Here is a 21,317-nt window from a genome sequence, read left to right as displayed (position 1 = left end):
GGAATCTTTGGAGTTTTAGTTTTAAACGGCGTGTAATAACAACCCGCAACTGCTGAAAATACAAAAAAATAAAGCGACCCGAAATAAACCCGGATGCCATACGTAGCGGTACAGATGCAAATGGGACATCAACCAGTCAATGCCGATTTGTACAATGAAGGCGACGATCAACACCAACATTAAAGTCGGCATCAATGCCCCGAAGACGGTAATTTCACGTGGCATGCTGTTCCCCTGATGTGGTGTCGGTGATGATCGTTGATTCCAGTGCATGCGCCAATAAGGCCGTGCGAATCAGATGTAGATTGGCTAAGGTTGGTGCAGTACTTGGCGTGCAGGCGCGAATGGATGTCAGTACTGCGTCCAGCGCAGTATGCAATCGCTCGGCATTAGGACTATCACACAATGCAGCGATGCTTTTCAGGCTGGTTTGCAAGCTGCTCTCTAGCGCAGGCGGAAGAGCAGAGTCGGCAATTTGTTCGCGTAAATGAATCACGGCGCGGCCGATTTCAAATACCGACAATAACCATGCCATTACTTTGCGATCATCTGGATTGGTACTGGAGTGCATAACTGCAAAGCGTCCAACCAGATCGCGTGTGCTGCTTTCAAAATGTGCCAGCAATCCGGGTAGTGGATTTCTGCAGGCATCGACTACCTGTCGTCGCAAGGCGCGTCCTAAACGTAATTTTTCCCAACGGCTGCCAGCCGGGTCGATGATCATATACATGGCGACGGCAATGGTACAGCCAATTAAACCGCCAGTCAGGCCATTCACAAAACCTATAAAGTCATACGAGTAATTATTGTCCACCGACGCATACGTCAGGAAAAACATCAGCATGCCGGCTCCCATGCCAGCATATTGGAGTCGCGTGGTAAGCCAGGTGCCAAACAAAATAAACGGTGCCAAGGCAAAACACAGCATGGTGAAACTGTCTGCATGCGACTCAATAAAATAGGAGCAGATAAAGCCGAGTATCCCACCTAACGCAGCGCCCTTCATAAAGCCGAATACCGTTTTAGTCGGCTCAGGAGATGCAGCAAATAAGGCACTGGCGACAGTAGCAAAAACCACCGCATCCAATCCCGATGGCCAGCCACTGAATATCCAAAAGCAGGAAGAAACGGCAAAGCCGATGCCGGCGCGTAAAGCGGACATCATGACCAGCACGGGGTCGGTGCGATTGACATAATGGGACGGAATTTCCGGCACTGCTTCAAGAGCAAGGTCTATCGTAGTTTGCGCGTCATCAGCGGTACTACTGAAATGCAGAACCGCATTGTGCAGACGCGTATAGATACTTAATTCATCGCTAAAGCGCTGTAGCAATTCACTGGCAGAGTCGAAATCCAATAAAGTATCCGGTTCATGCTCAACCAGTACAAGCGCACGTCTCAATGCCATCAATCGCTGTCCTTGTTGCTGGCGTGATTGCTGCAGAAGTGCCGGGATGCGCGCTTTATCGTTATCCATAATGCGAGTGATCGCGTGGTACTCCATCAACAGGGCATTGAGCATCGTGACATCGCCGTTGTTTTGCAGGCGCTGAAATAATTCGTCGAGCGAATGAAATGTGGTTGAAACGGTCATGAAAGCCGTGTTCAATTGACGCATTCTGTTGTTTTGCAATGGCACCGTAGCGCTTTCAAACGCGGATGACATGCGCAGATTTTCCAGTGCGATGACATCGCCTATCAGCTTGAGCACTACACTACTTTTATCGGTGGTGGGCTCTTTACGCTGTATCAAAACGGAGAAATGGGCAAAACGTTTGCGGAAAGTAGCCAGCACAATTTCGGTTAAATGCTGGGGGAAAATCACGTCACTCACCACGCCTGCGCATAACAAACCTAACATGACTTCAGACAGGCGCGTGGTGGCGATATCGAAAGTCAGATCCGGGTTTAAGGTCGCTGGCAAACCTACGATCACCAAGGTATATCCGGCCAATACAAATGCGTATGACTGGAAATTACGGAAAGTGATGGAACCAGCTGTACACAACGCCATCCAGCAAGCGCCAGCGGTCAAAAACAATACTGGCTCTTGCGGAAATAAAGCGACTAATAAAATCGACACTGCGACACCGATCAGACTACCCAGAAAGCGATAAAAGCCTTTCGCCAGCACTAAGCCGCTGCGCGGTTGCATGACGATGGTGACGGTGATCATTGCCGTGCCGGGCTTGGATAAATCGAACAGCATCGACAAACCCATGGCGAGAAAAATCGCCACCAGCATTTTGAACATATGCAGCAAGGCTGGGATTTGCGCGAGCAGCGCGGCACCGACAGTATTTTTTAGACGATGGTACCAGCCGTCGCGGGGTATCGCGCTGTCCATCATGGCGCCGGTTTAGCGATAGCAGCACTGGCTACTGTTGGCAAATCATCGCCTAAACCGCCACCTAATGCCTGCATTAATTGCGCCCACGCAGCGAGATAGGCAGCGCGTGCCTGTGCGACATGCTGTTGCTCCTGCAAGAGTGTGATCTGGGCGTGAATGACATCGAGGTAGGGAGTCAGGCCCGCTTTAAATCCGCGTTGTGCCAGGTCAAACGTTTTTTGCGCTAAACCTAAAGCCTGTTCAGATTGTTCGCGCTGTAGTTGCAGCGATTTTAATTTAACGCATTGATCGGCGACGCTTTGCAAGGCCTGCAATAGCGCGCCGTTATAACCCTCAATTGCTGCATCGAGTTGCGCGGTTTGCGAACTGAGATTGGCGCGTAGACGGCCACCATCAAAAATTGGTAATGAAATCGCCGGTCCGGCACCGCGCACGGCAGAGACGCTATTGATAAATTGGCTTAAGCCGATAGATTCAAAACCGATGAAGGCAGACAAATTAATATTCGGGTAAAACGCCGCTTTAGCGACATCGATCTGCTTACCCAACGCCTCAACCCGCCAGCGCTGAGCAATCACGTCAGGGCGACGGCCGATTAATTCTGCTGGGATGTTGCTTGGCAAACTAATGGGCAATGACGTATTTTGTCCAGTCGCCGCGATCTTCACGGCCAATGATGGCCGTTTTATCGCATCACCTGCAGAGGGACCTTGGCCAGTTAACGTGGCGAGCTGGTTGCGCAACAACGCGATAGATTCATCGACTTTTTCAATAGTGCTGCGTGCTGACGGCAGGTTGGTTTCTGCTTGGCTTACTTCCAGATTGGTACCGATGCCTGCTTTCAACCGGCGATGCGCAATGCTGGCGATGGCTTGTTGTTGTTCCAATGCTGCCGTGGCGAGGTCACGCATCACATACTGGGTAGCAAGCTGTAAATAGGCATTGACGATGGTCGATTCCAGGCTCAATTGTGCGGCGCGTGCTTCGGCACTGCCGACGTGAACGGTATCGAGCGCCGCTTCCAGAGTATTGCGGTCTTTGTCCCAGAGATCCAGATCGTAGCTGGCTCTGATGTAAGCCCCGTTACTGGTATTGTAGGTGCCCCCTAATGGCGGTGGATATAAACCGTCGCTGGTAAATAATTCACGGGTAACGGATGCTTCCGCACCGACTTTTGGCAAGGTCGCGGATTTGGCGATATCGGTCATAGCAGTGGCTTGCCGGATACGCGCCTGGGCGACTTTTAGCGTAGGACTGTTAGCAATCGCTTCGGAAATCAGGTGATCTAGTTGCGGGTCGCGATAAGCTTGCCACCATGTAGCGGTTGGCCAGACAGCATCAATCCTGGCGGCCTTCATGGCGGCGCTGCTTTCCAGAGCACGGCCATCTATGCTATGACCGTCGCTCATTGTGGACTGTGGATTGATGCCAGAAAAACTGGCACATCCGCCCAATATCAGCGCACAAATCAGCGCGCCGGCGCGCTCCACAGTTAAGCGGGATACAGAAACGCGATGATGCGTGGCTGAAGGGAAAACCTGCATAGAAAACCTTTGTTGAAGACGCATTGTTGTCTGTTTATATGATAGGCGTACAAACTGAAAAAAACCAACTGCCTTCCAAATTATTGGATTCAGTTGGTTTCTGATGAAAGCCCGGCAGTATTATGGACTATTCGACCACAAATCTTTGCGGTCGTAAGTTAAACCCGTCTTATTCGCCGTGATTAACTGGTGCTGTTTTGTTGCTGTTTTCTTCTGCAATCTGCGCTTTCGTGAGCTTCGATGTCGTTTCCAGGATTGGATAGACAGTATCAACCTGGTTAAGCAGGCCGGCTTTTTGTGCCTGTACTACTTCGGCACGAACTTCGGCGCGTGTTTTGGTCGATTTGAAAGGTACGTTAGGTGGGTAAGGCATTTCAGCGAAAGCGCTGCCTGCAAAGGACAAAACCACTAAACTGGCAAGTAATTGTTTGGTAAATTTGGTATTCATGAGTTATTTCTCCGCAAAATGAGGATGGTGTGCGGGCTAGTCAGATATCGCAAAATGCGCCCGTCGGATCCTGCTCTGATGCGCAAAAGTGAGTTTTCCGCATTGACGAAGAGAAGTTTAATGCACTGCACCATCATCAATAAACAGTACGAATAACAATTGATTATTGCTTAAACAGGAATAATCAATGGAAAACCTACAAATTTATCGCGAAAATTTCAGGTAATAGTATTCGCCAGGCGAGTGCGGCGCTGACGTTGAAAATGGCTGTAAGCCAGTATCAGCGACGCCAATTGCAAGAGTGCACAGAAGTAAAACGGTGCCCCTATGCGCCAATCGCCCTTCGGCAAGTGCGAGACGACCCCTAATAAAGGCGCGCCTATCATAGGAGCCATAATTGCCATCATGCTATTCAGTGAGCTGACAGCGCCCAATGTTTTACCTTGGCTATGAGAATCGGCAGCGCTTGAAATAATACTTTGTATCGATGAGGTAACAGTCAGGCCAAACACATTAACGAAAATGATGGCATACATCATCCAGCCTTGACTCGCTGCACCCCACAATGCAAATGCAATTGACGACGAGATCAGCCCGATGACGGCCAATCGTTGTGGAGAAAAGCGCTTGAGCAGGCGTCCCAACAGCACACCTTGTACCAACACGGACATGACACCAACCGCCGCCAGCGACCAGCCATTTTGCTGAGGTCCCCAGCCAAATTTGAAGGTTGTGTATAGCACCCAGCTGCTTTGCAATACAAATTGCGCCAGCCCACTACAGGCAATCACAGCGACTAAAGGACCGACAGTTTTCAGTTGCGACAGCGCCTTCAAGGAGGCGAAAGGATTGATGTTTTTCCATACGAACGGACGGCGACGGTCTGCCGGCAACGATTCAGGAAGTACGAAATAGCCGTACAACAGATTAATCAAAGACATGCAGCCGGCTGCATAAAAGGGCAAACGCAAATTGATGCCACCCAATAATCCGCCCATGATGGGACCGATAATGAAACCTAAACCGAACATCGCGCCCAGCATGCCAAAGCGCTTGGCACGATCTTCAGGCGCGGTGATATCGGCCACATAGGCGTTGGCTACGGCGACATTGGCTTGCATCGCACCGCCCACCAAACGCACCACGAGCAGCATCCACAACGCTGTGGAAAGAGCCGTCGCAAAGAAGTTCAAGCCTAGACCGCAAAAACCGATCAGTAATACCGGGCGACGGCCATAAGCATCGGACAGTGCGCCAAGTATCGGCGACCCAAAAAAATTGGCAATACCGAAAGTAAAAGCGACTACGCCATACCAAAACGCCTGATCCGCTTGTGAACCAGTGAAATTGCCAACCAGTACCGGCAGCACTGGAATAATCAAACCAATGGAGATCATGTCGATTAATACAGTCAACATGATGAAGCGCATGGCAGCGGTGCGACCTTGCTTGATGCTGGAGGAGGGATTCGTCACGTGCGTTATTCTTTTGATTAGATAGGATTTACGTGGGTACAAAGTACGGTTAGCACTGCATTCATGGTGAGCTGCTTAACATAAATACTATAGGTTAATGGGGAGTAAGAAGGTTGAGAGATTTTAATCGAGAGTAGAATTTCTTATCGCTTATCCGGCATATTTTTGTTATTGTAGTTTGCAGATGGTATCTCAACCACTAGGAGACATAAATGGAAATGAATTTGATAGAAAAATTTGACGTTAAACTTAAAAACACGTCTGAGACATTTCCTCATCAGGTAGAAGTGTATGAAGAACTGATAGAGGCTGCAGATCCGTCCATAACGGCATTGTTGGCCAGCCAGCATCTGGGACCACGTCAATATCGTCTTTCTGATGGGCGCAAATTAAAGCCGCTCTCCGATACAAAATTTATCATTGAGTCAACAGGTGAAGAGCTTCATCAACTTTAATTGGTATAAATTAAATCTTCATTAAAAAAGCGTGGACATAATGTTTGTGTCCACGCTTTTTTGATTTTACGTATTTCCATTCGTATTTCCATTCATTATCAACTTATTCCAGTCGCCAGACATACTGCATTTTGGTCCACGATTCTTGTGGTTTACCATCAACAGTCCCTGGTTTGAATGAACATTGGGAGAGCGCACTCAGCGCGGCTCTGTCCAGAGCATGAGAACCGCTGGAGTGATCGACGCGCGATTCAATTACCTTGCCTTGTGCACTGACCAGAAATGCCAGCGTTACCGTGCCTTGCTCTTCATCTTGCAATGATTGTCGTGGGTATTCCGGTTTCACGCAGGTACTCGATACGGCCGTTGCCGGGGTCGCGGCTTTATGCGCTTCTTCTGGCTTGGCGTTAGCCACCGGTTGATCATTTGATGGTGGTGGCAAGTCGTGGGTAGGAGGTGCGTCGTGCGTTACCGCAGAAATGACATCCTTTTGTGGTTGTACCTGCACTTTGACTTCCGGCGGCGGCACATACGGCGGCGGTGGCGCTTTTGTCTTAGGCTCTACGGTTTTCTCCACCTTCGGTTTGGGTGGTGGTGGAGGCTTGGGGGGGATCACTTCCGGGACTATGGTGGCGATGACCGGTTGTTGGATTACCTCAACGACCTTGCGCGCCAATCCAGTCAGCAGCGCGTAAATAATCAGCACATGCAATAGAATGACCGCGACGATTCCGGTAATATTTCGTGAGGGGCTCTCCCCATTTTCCGCGAAGTCCATACAACGCCTCCTGTAAATTCACCTGACATTTCTGACATTAGGGCAACTTAAAGTACGGTGATGATGTGCGTGGATACTCTTATTATGGCTTCATTTTGCCTTATTTTTGCGCAAATTTATTCCTTTGAGGGAAATATTTTTTCCGAATATTTTGATCAGATACTTAAAATTGCGGAGTGGGAGGAACCGTTCAATGGGCTCATTAAACGCAACGCGTCATTCCCGCGAACGCGGGAATCCATGTTGAGATCGCAACTTGGATCTCCGCGTTCGCGAGGATAACGGATTCCTCAATATTGAGCGTTGAACGATTCATCCGCGGAATCAATTGCCAGATGACTCGATAATTCCACCACCCAGACAAACATCGCCGTCATACAGCACGGCAGATTGCCCAGGCGTCACTGCCCATTGCGCGGCATCGAAATTGAGCGAGAAATTGCCTGCCTCTGCATTAAACTGACAAGCCATATCGGCTTGTCGATAACGTGTTTTGGCAGATAATTGCCCCGGCTCCGGATGGATGCCAGCAACCCAGCTGGTTTGTCCGGCTTGTAAGTTGGATGACAGTAACCAGGGATGATCATGGCCTTGCACGATGTACAAAGTATTGTTGGCGACGTCTTTTCTGGCGACGTACCAGGGATCGCTATCACCATCGCTGTTTTTGTGCGACTTCATACCGCCTATGCCAATACCTTTGCGTTGCCCCAATGTGTAAAAACTCAAGCCCACGTGTTCGCCGACGATATCGCCGCTATCGGTTTTCATCGGTCCAGGTTGATACGATAAATAGCGATTCAAAAATTCACGGAAAGGGCGTTCGCCGATAAAACAAATGCCGGTAGAGTCTTTTTTCTTCGCGTTTGGCAACTGTATCTGCTCAGCGATTTTGCGTACTTCGGTTTTGGGGATTTCACCCAATGGGAATAAGGTTTTGGATAACTGCGCCTGATTCAGGCGATGTAAAAAATAACTTTGATCTTTGCTGGCATCGACCGCTTTCAATAACTCAAAATTGCCTGCGGCCGCTTGCCGTACGCGTGCGTAATGGCCGGTCGCGATAAGATCTGCGCCTAAATGCATGGCATGATCGAGAAAAGCTTTGAATTTAATTTCCGCATTGCACAACACATCGGGGTTCGGAGTGCGACCAGCCTGATATTCGCGCAAAAATTCGGCAAATACACGATCTTTATATTCCGATGCGAAATTGACAGCTTCGATATCAACACCAATGACATCGGCGACACTGACTGCATCGATCCAGTCCTGACGGGTGGAGCAATATTCGTCGTCGTCATCGTCTTCCCAGTTTTTCATGAACAGGCCGATGACTTCATAACCTTGTTGTTTAAGTAACCAGGCTGAGACCGATGAATCAACGCCGCCGGACATGCCGATCACTACGCGTTTTTTAGACATGGTGTCCCCCGACCACGCTGGGATCTGTTTTTAAAAATGACAGCGGCACACGATGGTCGCGCAAATAGTCATCGATACATTCTAATACTTGCGGACTGCGCAGATTCGGGCAGCATGCCACTTCATCGCGTGACATCCACAGCACGCGCAGGATGCCATGATCAAGCGCCTGATCATATTTTTTACCCAGTTCGCCACAAAATGCAAAGCGCAAATACGTCACGGTTTTGCCAGTGCGTTTAGACACGTAGCGCGCCATGTAGGTACCTACTAATGCTTTAGGAATGAATTCAAAAGCGGTTTCTTCCAAAGTTTCACGTATCACGGCTTGCACTAACGATTCCAGTGGCTCCAGATGTCCCGCCGGTTGATTGATACGGATGCCATCACTGGTTTCTTCTTCGATCAGTAAAAAACGTCCGTCGCGTTCAATAATGGCCGCGACTGTGACGGAAGGTTTCCATACGTCGGTCATACATTCCTCAGATACTTGAAAAGGCTGCACAGATGAAGCACACAACGGCAGCCGAATCCGCTATTTTAACTTGCCTCGGGAATTTCGCTCACTGTCAGTTGTGACGGGATGCCAATGTTGTTATTGAGCCATGTTTCATCGCTAGACACTATTACCTAAATTACTACGCATCGGTGCCAGATGCGCTGCGATATCAAATTTTCCGTGTAATATTCCACAAACTTTTATTTCCCCAGCATTGCTACGTATTCTTTTCCATATATAAAAAACGGGAGAATCATCATGAAAATCGGCATTCCCGCCGAAACGCGCTCTGGCGAAACCCGGGTTGCGGCGACACCAGAGACGGTCAAAAAACTGGTCAGTGCCAAACATCAAGTCGTGGTGCAGGCTGGCGCAGGCATTTTATCCAGCATTACTGACGAAGCCTATAGTGCAGCAGGAGCGCAGATCGTCGATGCTGCCACGGCGTTTGGGGCCGAAACGGTACTCAAGGTGCGGGCACCGAATGCCGATGAGCGTTCATTGATGAAAGTAGGTACAGTTGTCATCGGGATATTGAATCCTTTTGATGCGGATAATATTGCATTAATGGCAAATCATGGTTTGACCGCATTTGCTTTAGAGGCGGCGCCACGTACCACCCGAGCGCAATCTATGGACGTATTGTCATCGCAAGCCAATATTGCCGGTTACAAGGCGGTATTAATGGCGGCCAATACCTACCAACGTTTTATGCCGATGTTGATGACCGCCGCTGGGACTGTAAAAGCTGCGCGGATGTTGATCATGGGTGCAGGGGTTGCGGGTTTGCAGGCCATTGCGACTGCAAAACGACTGGGTGCCGTGATTGAAGCTTCAGATGTGCGTCCTGCGGTGAAAGAGCAAATCGAATCGCTGGGTGCGAAATTTCTCGATGTACCTTTTATCACCGATGAAGAAAAAGAGATCGCGCAAGGCGTTGGTGGCTATGCGCGGCCTATGCCAGCCGATTGGATGCGACGTCAGGCTGAATTGGTGCATGAACGTGCCAAACAAGCGGATATTATTATTACCACCGCATTGATACCTGGCCGTAAAGCGCCGGTGTTGATTAGTGAAGAAACCGTGAAAGCGATGAAACCGGGTTCCGTCATTTTGGATATGGCGGTTGATCAGGGCGGAAATTGCCCATTGTCCGAAGCCGGCAAGACCGTTATCAAACACGGCGTACACATTATTGGCGAAGGTAATCTGGCGGCGCTGGTGGCTGCCGATGCCTCAGCATTATATTCACGCAACGTACTCGACTTTCTCAAACTGATCGTGAATGCAGACGGTGGGTTGGTGATTAATCGTGACGACGATATTGTTGCTGCTACCTTGCTATGCAGTGGCGGCGAAGTACTACGTAAATAAGTAAGCTCAGTAAGTTGCGCAAAGAAGTTACATCATTGAGTGATGAAATTAAGTGACGAAACTTCGTTGCGCAAATAAAGATTTAATTTAATTTCAAGCAGGAGAAAAAATATGCAACGCATCATGTTACGCGCCAAAATCCATCGTGCCACCGTTACGCAAGCCGATCTGCACTACGAAGGTTCATGCGGTATCGATGAAGATTTATTGGATGCTGCTGATATTCGTGAGTTTGAAAAAATCGAACTCTACAACGTTAACAATGGTCAGCGTTTTTCAACCTATGCCATTCGCGGTAAACGCGGTAGCGGTGAAATTTCCCTCAACGGCGCAGCAGCGCGTTGTGCACATCTGGGCGATTTGCTGATCATCTGTACATACGCGCCATTGACAGATGAAGAAGCCAAATCCTATGTGCCGAAAGTGGTGTTTGTGGATGACAACAATCACATCACCGGCATGAAGACCATCTAAGCAGTTTTCTATACTTCGCCGTTTCATTCCTCTCCCGCAGGCGGAAAGGGTTAGGTGAGGGTAGTTGCAGACCACGGTTTTATTGGTATTTATTGATACCTCAGGACTTGATAATCACATTCATACCGACCCTTCTTCCATCTACGGAAGAAGGGTTAAAGCGAAGGTTTTCTCATAAGGGGAAATGTATGGAAGTAACGCACACCATCACCAATCTGATCATTTTCGTATTGGCCATTTACGTCGGTTACCACGTCGTCTGGACTGTGACACCAGCGTTGCACACACCATTGATGGCGGTGACGAATGCGATCTCGGCCATTATCATCATCGGAGCGATGCTGGCAGCCGGATTGACTGAAGGTATTGTCGGCCAAGTAGCTGGCACGTTGGCTGTGGCACTGGCGGCGGTCAATGTTTTCGGTGGCTTCCTGGTGACCCAACGTATGTTGGAAATGTTTAAGAAAAAAGAGCCTAAAGTCAAAGCAGATGCGGCGAATGGTAATAACAAAGGAGTGCACTGATGAGTATGAATACAGTGACACTGTTATATCTGATTGCTTCGGTCTGTTTTATTCAAGCCTTAAAAGGGCTTTCGCATCCTTCTACTGCACGTCGTGGTAACACCTTCGGTATGGCCGGTATGGCACTGGCCGTGGTGACGACAATCGCGCTGATATTCAAGTTGAAAGCCGAGTCGCACGGTGCAGGATTGGGTTTCTGGTTGGTGGCAGCTGGTGTAATCGTTGGTGGCAGCATTGGCGCATTATTAGCCAAGCGGGTCGAGATGACCAAGATGCCGGAACTGGTCGCAGCGATGCATTCCTTGATTGGTTTGGCAGCGGTGTGTATCGCAGTCGCTGCAGTGTCTGAGCCTTGGGCATTTGGTATCGCAGCGCATGGCGAAGCACTGCCATTTGGTAATCGTATCGAACTATTTATCGGCACTTTTGTTGGTGCAATTACTTTTTCCGGCTCGGTGATAGCGTTCGGAAAACTGTCTGGGAAATATAAATTCCGCTTGTTTCAGGGCGCGCCAGTCAGCTTCAAAGGACAGCACTTTATTAACCTGGTGCTCGCCGTTGCGATGATAGGTTTCGGTATTATTTTCGTTCTGACACAATCGTGGTTGCCATTTATTTTGATGGCTATCATCGCGTTTGTATTGGGTGTGTTGATCATCATTCCAATCGGCGGTGCGGATATGCCGGTAGTGGTATCAATGCTCAATAGTTATTCCGGGTGGGCGGCAGCCGGGATTGGTTTTTCACTGAATAATGCCATGTTGATTATTGCCGGTTCACTGGTCGGATCAAGCGGTGCGATTCTGTCTTACATCATGTGCAAGGCTATGAACCGTTCGTTCTTCAACGTGATACTGGGCGGTTTTGGTGGTGATCCTGCCGCGGCGACTGCGGGTGGAGCGAAAGATCAACGACCTGTGAAATCTGGCTCTGCCGATGATGCCGCATTCCTGATGGGGAATGCGGAAACCGTCATCATCGTTCCAGGCTATGGTCTGGCTGTGGCGCGCGCACAGCATGCTTTGAAAGAGTTGACCGAGAAACTGACGCACAAAGGCATCACCGTCAAATACGCGATTCACCCGGTCGCCGGTCGTATGCCGGGTCATATGAACGTGTTACTGGCCGAAGCGGAAGTGCCATACGATCAAGTATTTGAGATGGAAGATATCAATAGTGAATTCGGTCAGGCCGATGTGGTGTTGGTGTTGGGTGCGAATGACGTAGTCAATCCAGCGGCCAAAGATCCGAAATCGTCCATCGCCGGAATGCCGATTCTGGAAGCCTATAAAGCCAAAACGGTGATCGTCAACAAACGTTCCATGGCAGCCGGTTATGCGGGCCTGGATAACGAATTGTTCTACATGGATAAAACCATGATGGTCTTTGGTGATGCGAAGAAGGTGATTGAAGATATGGTCAAGGCAGTCGAATAAGCCGATATTTTTCGGGGCCTCACCAAAAAAAAGCGTGCCGAATAAAATCGGCACGCTTTTTTGTTTGAGCGATACGAAATTATTGTCGTTGATAAGTACTTTCCTTATCGGGCGCACCACTGAAATCACTCCCGATCGCATACAGAGAAAGCATCATGCGATTTGCATCATAGCTTCTGGATAGGACAATACGACTGACAGGGACATCATTAATGACGCATTTGCTGCGCCGATCGAGTTGTAGCTCGATGATATTGTCATTGCTCGATACTACTGTGTGATTGACATGTCGACAGCCAGAAGCGTCTATGGTTTTGGCAGCAATCGAAATGGCCTCTCCAGGCGCTGCAATATATTCAGCATCCGGTGATTCCAAAGCGGTGTCCGCTTCCCATTTTCCTTGTCCCCAATCGGGCATGGAAAAACCAGAGAGTGTCACAGAAGATACCGGGGATGCGAGCAAACTAGGGAAAACATCGCGCGCCATTTTTCTGGTCAGGCTAATTTTCAGATGGTTGGAGTTCAGAGCGGAACGTACCGTGGTGGCGTGAATCGCTTTGCCGTCCAGGATGATGGACAATTCTTGGTTCGATGTGTCATCACTAATCTCCGTCAGACGCTTTTGTGCTTCGGGTGTCAGTGTGACATCCAGGATCACAAAGTCGCGACCAACATACGCCTGATCTTTGATATTGAGATTGATTTCGTCAAAATCACGTTGCGATGAAAAGTGTATTTCGGCTGCATGCAGTGTGGTTACGGCTAATGCGCCACATAAACAAAACAGCGAACATCCCCATACTTTCCATCTTGCCAACATCATCATCCCCTTGTAATACATAAAATAAACGACACATCTTTGCAATTATTTCGATATTACACAAGAGGTATTAATTCTTTGGATTTCCACTAAAGAGTTAAAAGGGCAGAGGTATATAATAATTGCTTTATTTAACACAAAATCACATAAGTTTTGTTTGCCTTGTATTGCGTAGTTCGTAATGAATTTACGCCAATTGTTAATTCATATTGTTCTACAATGCCGCAGGAGACATTACGAATTATTAAAAAGGACGTGATATATGAGCCTGGCAGCCACGCAATCTACAACAAGCAGCATTGATCCGCATGACACACGCAAAAGGATTTTTGCGATTGTCGGGGCATCATCCGGAAATCTAGTGGAATGGTTTGACTTTTACGTTTATTCTTTTTGTGCGATTTATTTCGCCCCCGCTTTTTTCCCGCATCAAAATCCCACCGTACAACTTTTGCAAACCGCTGGCGTGTTCGCTGCTGGTTTTCTGATGCGACCTATTGGCGGTTGGTTATTCGGTCGAATTGCCGATCGTCGCGGCCGTAAAACGGCGATGATGATTTCGGTGTTGATGATGTGCGGCGGCTCATTGCTGATCGCATGTTTGCCTACCTATGCAATGATTGGTGTGGCTGCCCCCTTACTATTATTACTGGCGCGCTTGCTACAAGGTCTATCGGTGGGCGGCGAATACGGCACCAGCGCGACTTACATGAGTGAAGTGGCGTTGAAAGGTCGACGTGGATTTTTCGCTTCTTTTCAATATGTGACGTTGATCGGTGGTCAATTATTAGCAGTGTTGGTGCTGGTGATTCTGGAGCAACTTCTGACGACCGAGCAGTTGAAAGAATGGGGCTGGCGTATTCCGTTTGTGCTTGGTGCATGCACGGCGCTGATTGCCTTGTATTTACGTCGTTCTTTGAATGAAACATTGAGTGCTGATGCGCGCAAAAACAAAGAGGCAGGGACGCTGGCCGGGCTGCTGAAGCACAAGGGAGCATTTTTGACGGTGGTCGGATTTACCGCGGGTGGATCGCTGATGTTTTATACCTTCACCACGTACATGCAAAAATACTTGATCAATACCGCTGGCATGCCCGCTAAAACAGCCAGTGTGGTGATGACCTGTGCTTTATTTGTCTACATGGTTATCCAACCCTTATTCGGCGCGTTATCAGACAAAATTGGCCGTCGTCATTCGATGATCATCTTCGGCATTTTCGCCACACTCTGCACTATGCCCGTCTTGCACACTTTGGCGGAAACCCAGAATCCTTATGCCGCTTTTGGCTTGATTATGCTGATGCTGGTCATCGTCAGTTTTTATACATCGATAGGCGGGTTGATCAAGGCAGAAATGTTTCCGGCCGAAGTACGCGCTTTAGGTGTCGGCTTATCGTACGCGATCGGTAATGCCATCTTCGGTGGTTCAGCGGAATTCGTTGCATTGACATTGAAATCCAAAGGGATGGAATCTAGTTTTTATTGGTATGTCACAGTGTTGGCAGCGATTGCTTTACTGGTTTCAATTTATATGCGCGATCCGAGCAAAGAAGGTTATTTGCGGGACGAGCCATGATGCGCTAAATGCACCTTATTGCTTGAGTTTACATGTGTAAATAAAAAGGGCTTACATTTCTGTAAGCCCTTTTTTGCATGACAACTTGGCGACTTCGGCTGGAGTACGCCGAATAACTCTTAGTGCCAACCTTTATGCCAACCGTATTGTGGATGATGCCATCCCCAACCGTAGTGAGGATGGTAGGCCCAAACATAACCTGGACCAGGTATAGCGTAAGTTGGCGCCACATACACCACACCCGGAGGCGCTGAGTAGAGCGGATGTACAGCAGGTGGTGTCACCACGCAGCCACCCAGAGAAGAAAGCGCCAGGATGGCGGCTGGGATAAATATTGCAATTTTCATGATGTTATGGGTCCTCATGGGTGAGTATTTCAATTCAATTTCAAGTAAAAACTCAAAATAAACAGAAAAACACTAGTTAATCGTCTTTGCTATGCACTTAACGCAGTGGGGCGCCGGAATGATGACAGAGAAGTTGTATGTTTCTGTAACGTAAGTAATTATTTTTTTCTGGAGCAGATCAAAAAATGATGAATTGGATAGTTAGCCGGGCCTGAGCGCTGTTTCGGTCTCTTGATTGAAAAGGCTTTGATGTCCCAATCTCAGTTTGGACATCAAGCTTAGAGTTGTCAGTGCGAAATGAGATTTGCACAACAAAGTCGCTTCGAACTACCTGCGTACCAATATTTGTGTCAACGTCAACCGCACGCATCAATTCATGCAAAGCCCGCATGAATAAAATAAGAGTGCGCATTGGACGAAGAAGAACTGGGACACTTATAGTGCTATTCGATGCCAGCGGACGCTCTGCCGAACTTGGTTTTTGCCGAGGATATATTCTAGACGGAGTCTTTCTGGCAACTATTTGCGTAATGATCGATATTCAAAGAGATACGAGCTAAATTAGAATCTGGTATTTCGATCGACGATATAACGATCGTCATTTTGGAAGAGTGAAGACGCAGTTATCGCAGTGACGATGTGTATGATTTCTTAAAAGGGTTAAAGCTAATGTCGAAATATCCGAATCTACTTGCTCCATTGGACCTTGGGTTCACTACGCTGCGGAACCGAGTGTTGATGGGTTCCATGCATGTGGGTCTTGAAGAAGAGGAGAACGGCTTCGAACGAATGGCTGCCTTTTACGCCGAGCGCGCTAAGGGAGAGGTGGGCCTGATCGTCACCGGAGGTGTCGCGCCGAACGAAGCGGGCCGTCCGTTCCCGATTGGTGCCAAGTTGAATACCGAGGAAGAAGTCGCCCAACATCGCCTGATAACGGAAGCGGTACATGCGGAGGATGGGAAGATTGCGTTGCAAATCCTGCATTTTGGCAGATATGCATATCACCCCGATCTGGTTGCGCCAAGCGCATTGCATGCACCGATTTCGCCATTCCTTCCACGAGAACTATCGCACGCAGATATTTTGGAAACAATTGAGGACTACGTTCGCTGTGCATGTCTGGCACAAAAAGCCGGTTATGACGGTGTAGAAATCATGGGATCGGAAGGCTATCTGATCAACGAATTTATCGCGGCTTGCACCAACAAGCGTACCGATCAATGGGGCGGGAGCTATGCTAACCGAATCAAATTTCCTATCGAAATCATTCGGCGAGTACGCGAAGGAGTTGGCAAAAATTTCATTATCATCTATCGCCTTTCCATGCTTGATCTGGTCAACGAAGGATCTACCCTGGATGAAGTAATTGAATTGGCCAAGGAAATTGAAAAGGCTGGCGCGACGATCATCAATACCGGCATCGGCTGGCATGAAGCGCGTATCCCGACGATTGCCACTTCGGTACCGCGCGCTGCGTACGCATGGGTCACACAACGACTAAAAGGTGCGGTATCGATTCCGCTGGTGGCAACGAACCGAATCAATACGCCAGAGGTCGCAGAGCGGGTATTGGCTGAAGGTTGTTCAGACATGATATCGATGGCGAGGCCATTCCTGGCTGACCCCTTGTTTGTCAAGAAGGCGGCAGAGGGGCGTGCCGATGAAATCAATACCTGCATCGGTTGCAATCAGGCTTGCCTGGACCATGTTTTCGGCGGGAAGATAACGTCTTGTCTTGTCAATCCGCGTGCTTGCCACGAAACGGAACTGAATTATCTGCCAGCTTCAACGATTAAGAAAATTGCTGTGGTAGGTGCCGGTCCGGCAGGACTCAGTTTTGCCACAGTAGCTGCAGGGCGTGGACATAAGGTGACCTTGTTCGACGCGGCCAGCGAAATCGGTGGACAATTCAACATCGCGAAGCAGATACCAGGCAAAGAGGAATTTTACGAAACGATACGCTATTTCAAAAAACAAATCGATATTTCCGGCGTAACTTTGAAATTGAACCATCGCGCTTCGGCGGACCAATTGGCAGCAGACGGTTTCGACATGGTTATCTTGGCGACAGGTATCGTACCGCGGACGCCGCCGATTCCGGGGATCGACAATCCGAAGGTGTTGAGTTATCTGGATGTGCTGCGCGACAAAAAGCCGGTTGGTAAATCGGTTGCTATTATTGGCGCTGGCGGCATCGGTTTTGATACAGCGGAATATCTGACCAGCGAGGGCGTGAGTCCGAGTGTCGATGTTCGCAAATTCCTCGATGAATGGGGTATTGATGAAACGATCAGTAACCCTGGCGGTATCAAAAAGGCCCATGTCGGCGCATCACCGCGCAAGGTCTATCTGTTACAACGGAAAACCAGCAAAGTTGGCGATGGCCTGGCAAAGACCACAGGCTGGATACGCCGGACAGTGTTGAAACATAAACGCGTCGAAATGATCTCCGGCGCTACCTACGAACGTATCGACGACATCGGCCTGCATATTTCCATAGGTGGAGTACCGATGGTTCTTGAAGTAGACAATATTGTGATTTGCGCAGGCCAGGATTCTCAGCGGGCTCTACAGCAGCAACTGGCGTCTTTGGATATCAATTCGCATTTGATCGGCGGAGCGGACAAAGCGTTGGAATTGGATGCGAAGAGGGCAATTGATCAAGGAGCGCGATTGGCTGCGACTGTTTAGTTGATCTGAAACATTGACGAAGACCGGAAAAGTCCTCGATCAATTGATGCAGGGCAGAGCGATGAGTAGATATCAACTCATGGCTCTGTCCCGTTAAGCGCATTACGCGGCGTTCTAACGCATCGACGTGTTGAATATTAAGAGACTGGTATTGAACTCATGCGCATGATTTACATAGGATCGCCAAGATAGAAAATATCGATGCGATGTTTTTTGTCGATTAATTTTATGCGTAGTCAGGGCAAATTAGCCCAGTTGAGCGACGGATGCACGCCCAGCTAAAAATTTGAATTCCCCTCGTTGACGAAACAAAAACGTTTGACAACGTATTCGTATGAAATGCAATTTCGACATGGTTTTTCGTACAGTTTATCAGCCTCAAATCGACTGAAATTTGACCATCTGGCACTCTGCCGAAAAAACTGTTCTCCATCGAAAGCTGCACCAATGCTCATTCTCAATACGCATTGGATAAATTCCGCCGGTTTGTACCTGAGTCCCCATCAAGAAAAATCGACAGATGCGCTGGACTGCAGCGGACGATTGTGGGAGTATCCTCAAACAAAAAAAATATCCGAGACAAGCATGTGTTCGCCACAGGTGTTGACACCATGCTACCCATCTATACGACCGTCAACGCGGTTGTCCAGCGAACATGATTAACATCAATCACATCTACGCGTTTCTCGAATTAGTGGAGCAATGTAATTTCAACTCGGCTGCCGAGAAACTGCATATTACGCAATCGGGGCTGTCGCGCAAAATTAGTGCAATCGAGGAACGCGTCAACCAGCGACTCTTCGAACGCACCACGCGTTTCGTGCGTCCCACTTGGGCCGCGCTGACGCTGGCGCGGCACTGGCGTGAAGCGATCTCGCACTACCAGGCCGGACTTGCTGAGATCGGCGCTTCTGACTCTGACCTTGCCGGACCGTTCGTGATTGGCGTGAGCGCCACCTCGCGGCACGGCGAGTGGCAGCAATTGAGTGACATATTCAGCAAAACGTTCCCCAACGTGCATGCCCGTATCGAATCGATGCCGTCGCAAGACGTGATGTTTTACGTCCGTAACGGCGATCTGGATGTGGGATTCTGTGGTGGCCCTATCGCCGAAGATAGTCTGGGAGTGATTCCCATCGAACAGATCCGATATCGGGCCTTGTTGTCGGACAAGCATCCACTGGCGTCGCGCGGTTCGCTGACAATGGCAGACCTGCGTGGTGCGTCGTTGAGCCTCGTCAGTGCCGGAACTTGGCCAATCGTGCGCGAGAACCTTAATGCATTTCTGGGGCAGCAAGGGATGCTCGATGCCGTTGCGTATGAAACCAACTTCATCGACCTGATCCTCAAGGACATCCTCGACAGCGACCACATCGGTATCCACCCCCTGGCGAAGAATCACTTGCTACCAAGAGGCGTGACGCTATGCGATATCGACGACTTGCTGTTAACCCTGGAGAACGTATTCATCTGGCGGAAATCCACTACATCACCCATCATCCGGAGTATGGTCAGCATGGTGAGGCGGCACCTCAGTGACGCAGTACCGGCGCTTTGAACGCCGGCTCCGGAAGCGGGCTCTAATCATTGTACATTTTAGCTGTAGCGTGTATGCCTTTGCTAATCAGCCTTTCAAGCTTCAGAGGCTCTTCCGGTTCCAATGGGACGACGTATTTTTCCATCGCCCATTGGCACCAAGATGACTCGCTACGGGAAGTGAGAGTTCAGTGAAGCCTACGCCAAAGCATTGCGCGCGGAGCGAGTTTCCGCTAGTTCCGACTGCGAACGCCGCATCATGAAGATGAGCGACATAAGGGCATAAGCCCCTATCGGTAAGGCAAGGTAGACACCCAGAAGCGCGCCGTGAGTGGCGGGATCAGTTGCGTTGGCAGGCTTGAATCCCAACCATCCCAGCATTAAGAAGGCGAACAGTACGGCAATGGAGCTACCTATTTTTTCAGCGAAAACACCGGTTGAAAACAGTATCCCTTGCAGGTCGGTGCCTTGTTCGTTCGCTTTGTATTGCCCGATGCGGCCAAGCAGCGAACGCAGCAGGAATGGTGCCGCGCCGAAGTGTGCTCCCAGCAATGCGAAGTGCAGGAACAGCATCCAGGTAGAACCAAAATACAAGGGTAACAGGACAGAAAGCTGGGCCGCGATGGCGGTCAGGGTGGAAACCCGTAAGGTTCCCCATTCGCCAAAGCGCTTACCCATCCGCAACCACAAGAAGATCGAAGCCATGGCGGCGATGAAATACACACCCTGCATTTGCGCAACGAGATTGGGCTTGCCGAACACACCTGAAACCAGAAATGACATCATCGATGCGGTACCGACGAGGGCGAAGAACGCCAGCATGAACAGAATCACGATCTTGATCACGGTTGGGTCGCGTAGAACCCGCCCCACTCCGGCCAGCGTAACGCGATGGGAATGCGCAGCCTCGTGCTGCTGTCCAGGCAAGTTTTGTTCATCTTTCCCGCGTACTGCCCACAAGCTAATCACACCAGTGATAGCAATCCCTATCAGTAGTGCATAACCGATGACGTGCACCTTGGTTTCGAAATCGGCGTGATAGACATGCTCGGCCACGGCGGGCGTCAGAAAAATGGCCAAAATTCCGAAGATGACGGCAATCTCCCGGTACCCGAATATGGCAACCCGCTCGTCACTGCTCCGGGATAAGGCACTTGACCACGCCTGATGCGCAATCGATACAAACGAAAAACCCAGGTAGAGCAATCCTCCCCCAAGGAAGGCGAGCGGCACGCTCACCCATTGCCGCGGCGGCATATATAACAACCACACGCCCACTAGCAATGCCAGCAATCCCAATACGAGCCAAGGCCGGTATTTTCCCCCAGCAAATGGACGACGGTCTATCAGCACACCAGCCAGTACATCGAAGAAAAAATCGAGCGCGCGCATCGAGAAGAAAAGAAACCCCACACTCGCTAGAGAGAGGCCGAGATGCTCGCTGTAAAACGCCGGCAGATAGCTTGCAATCGGTGCCGTAGCGGCCGTAACCGGCCCCGCCAATGCAACGAATCCGACGAGCTTGGTCCGGGATATTTTTGTGGAAGGAGTTGTCATGATCACCC

At 49.4% G+C, this 21,317-nt stretch carries 19 protein-coding genes; 8 read left to right on the top strand and 11 right to left on the bottom strand.

Going from position 1 to position 21,317, the window contains the following annotated elements; genetic code table 11:
* Positions 1-21: 21 nt before the first annotated feature.
* The 5 genes from GEV47_RS17180 to GEV47_RS17160 all read right to left on the bottom strand — a co-directional run bounded on the left by GEV47_RS17180 (position 22) and on the right by GEV47_RS17160 (position 5,817).
* Positions 22-225: a DUF1656 domain-containing protein gene (locus GEV47_RS17180; RefSeq protein ID WP_153236028.1), complete on the bottom strand. Its 204-nt coding sequence runs from the start codon at positions 223-225 to the stop codon at positions 22-24.
* Positions 215-2,350 (bottom strand): FUSC family protein, encoded by a 2,136-nt coding sequence (locus GEV47_RS17175; RefSeq protein ID WP_153236027.1) that lies wholly within the window; start codon positions 2,348-2,350, stop codon positions 215-217. The genes GEV47_RS17180 and GEV47_RS17175 overlap by 11 nt, the downstream gene beginning before the upstream one ends.
* Positions 2,347-3,894: an efflux transporter outer membrane subunit gene (locus GEV47_RS17170; protein ID WP_228124778.1), complete on the bottom strand. Its 1,548-nt coding sequence runs from the start codon at positions 3,892-3,894 to the stop codon at positions 2,347-2,349. The genes GEV47_RS17175 and GEV47_RS17170 overlap by 4 nt, the downstream gene beginning before the upstream one ends.
* 169 nt (positions 3,895-4,063) lie before the next feature.
* A complete protein-coding gene (locus GEV47_RS17165; protein WP_153236025.1) occupies positions 4,064-4,342 on the bottom strand; it encodes a DUF4148 domain-containing protein in 279 nt (92 codons plus the stop codon).
* 218 nt (positions 4,343-4,560) lie between these two features.
* Entirely contained in the window at positions 4,561-5,817 is a 1,257-nt protein-coding gene (locus tag GEV47_RS17160) for a TCR/Tet family MFS transporter (protein WP_322741685.1), read from the bottom strand.
* 212 nt (positions 5,818-6,029) lie between these two features.
* On the opposite strand from GEV47_RS17160, the gene GEV47_RS17155 reads away from it, so the two are divergent.
* Positions 6,030-6,272, top strand: a complete 243-nt coding sequence (locus GEV47_RS17155; protein WP_153236024.1) for a hypothetical protein — start codon at positions 6,030-6,032, stop codon at positions 6,270-6,272.
* A gap of 103 nt (positions 6,273-6,375) precedes the next feature.
* Here GEV47_RS17155 and GEV47_RS17150 read toward each other — a convergent pair whose 3' ends face one another.
* From GEV47_RS17150 to GEV47_RS17140, 3 genes are all read right to left on the bottom strand, one after another.
* Positions 6,376-7,050, bottom strand: coding sequence for an energy transducer TonB (locus tag GEV47_RS17150; RefSeq protein WP_153236023.1), 675 nt, complete (start codon positions 7,048-7,050; stop codon positions 6,376-6,378).
* Positions 7,051-7,374: 324 nt separating this feature from the next.
* The gene (mnmA, locus tag GEV47_RS17145; RefSeq protein ID WP_153236022.1) at positions 7,375-8,475 is read right to left on the bottom strand and encodes a tRNA 2-thiouridine(34) synthase MnmA; all 1,101 of its coding nucleotides are present in this window, start codon (positions 8,473-8,475) and stop codon (positions 7,375-7,377) included.
* The gene (locus GEV47_RS17140; protein ID WP_153236021.1) at positions 8,468-8,950 is read right to left on the bottom strand and encodes an NUDIX hydrolase; all 483 of its coding nucleotides are present in this window, start codon (positions 8,948-8,950) and stop codon (positions 8,468-8,470) included. The genes mnmA and GEV47_RS17140 overlap by 8 nt, the downstream gene beginning before the upstream one ends.
* Before the next feature lie 282 nt (positions 8,951-9,232).
* On the opposite strand from GEV47_RS17140, the gene GEV47_RS17135 reads away from it, so the two are divergent.
* The 4 genes from GEV47_RS17135 to GEV47_RS17120 all read left to right on the top strand — a co-directional run bounded on the left by GEV47_RS17135 (position 9,233) and on the right by GEV47_RS17120 (position 12,782).
* A complete protein-coding gene (locus GEV47_RS17135) occupies positions 9,233-10,348 on the top strand; it encodes a Re/Si-specific NAD(P)(+) transhydrogenase subunit alpha (protein ID WP_153236020.1) in 1,116 nt (371 codons plus the stop codon).
* 111 nt (positions 10,349-10,459) lie between these two features.
* Entirely contained in the window at positions 10,460-10,822 is a 363-nt protein-coding gene (panD, locus tag GEV47_RS17130) for an aspartate 1-decarboxylase (protein WP_153236019.1), read from the top strand.
* A gap of 188 nt (positions 10,823-11,010) precedes the next feature.
* Positions 11,011-11,346: an NAD(P) transhydrogenase subunit alpha gene (locus GEV47_RS17125; RefSeq protein WP_153236018.1), complete on the top strand. Its 336-nt coding sequence runs from the start codon at positions 11,011-11,013 to the stop codon at positions 11,344-11,346.
* Positions 11,346-12,782 (top strand): NAD(P)(+) transhydrogenase (Re/Si-specific) subunit beta, encoded by a 1,437-nt coding sequence (locus tag GEV47_RS17120; RefSeq protein WP_153236017.1) that lies wholly within the window; start codon positions 11,346-11,348, stop codon positions 12,780-12,782. The genes GEV47_RS17125 and GEV47_RS17120 overlap by 1 nt, the downstream gene beginning before the upstream one ends.
* A gap of 79 nt (positions 12,783-12,861) precedes the next feature.
* Here the strand turns inward: GEV47_RS17120 and GEV47_RS17115 are convergent, their stop codons facing one another.
* Positions 12,862-13,602: a hypothetical protein gene (locus tag GEV47_RS17115; protein WP_194270694.1), complete on the bottom strand. Its 741-nt coding sequence runs from the start codon at positions 13,600-13,602 to the stop codon at positions 12,862-12,864.
* Positions 13,603-13,864: 262 nt separating this feature from the next.
* Between GEV47_RS17115 and GEV47_RS17110 the strand changes: the two genes are divergently transcribed.
* The gene (locus GEV47_RS17110) at positions 13,865-15,178 is read left to right on the top strand and encodes an MFS family transporter (RefSeq protein WP_153236015.1); all 1,314 of its coding nucleotides are present in this window, start codon (positions 13,865-13,867) and stop codon (positions 15,176-15,178) included.
* Between the two features lie 119 nt (positions 15,179-15,297).
* Here GEV47_RS17110 and GEV47_RS17105 read toward each other — a convergent pair whose 3' ends face one another.
* A complete protein-coding gene (locus GEV47_RS17105; RefSeq protein WP_153236014.1) occupies positions 15,298-15,525 on the bottom strand; it encodes a hypothetical protein in 228 nt (75 codons plus the stop codon).
* 669 nt (positions 15,526-16,194) lie between these two features.
* Here GEV47_RS17105 and GEV47_RS17100 point away from each other — a divergent pair.
* Both GEV47_RS17100 and GEV47_RS17095 read left to right on the top strand, forming a co-directional pair.
* Positions 16,195-18,216, top strand: coding sequence for an NADPH-dependent 2,4-dienoyl-CoA reductase (locus GEV47_RS17100; protein ID WP_153236013.1), 2,022 nt, complete (start codon positions 16,195-16,197; stop codon positions 18,214-18,216).
* A 655-nt stretch (positions 18,217-18,871) separates the two neighbouring features.
* Complete coding sequence (locus GEV47_RS17095) at positions 18,872-19,774, top strand: LysR family transcriptional regulator (RefSeq protein ID WP_153236012.1); 903 nt, start codon at positions 18,872-18,874, stop codon at positions 19,772-19,774.
* A 176-nt stretch (positions 19,775-19,950) separates the two neighbouring features.
* Here GEV47_RS17095 and GEV47_RS17090 read toward each other — a convergent pair whose 3' ends face one another.
* Entirely contained in the window at positions 19,951-21,309 is a 1,359-nt protein-coding gene (locus GEV47_RS17090) for an MFS transporter (protein ID WP_153236011.1), read from the bottom strand.
* Between the last annotated feature and the right edge of the window lie 8 nt (positions 21,310-21,317).

The sequence above is a fragment of the Glaciimonas soli genome (assembly GCF_009497155.1).
Taxonomy (GTDB): Bacteria; Pseudomonadota; Gammaproteobacteria; order Burkholderiales; family Burkholderiaceae_D; genus Glaciimonas; species Glaciimonas soli.
The sequence above is the reverse complement of the archived record's forward strand: the minus strand, read 5'-3'. Positions and strand labels throughout refer to the sequence as shown.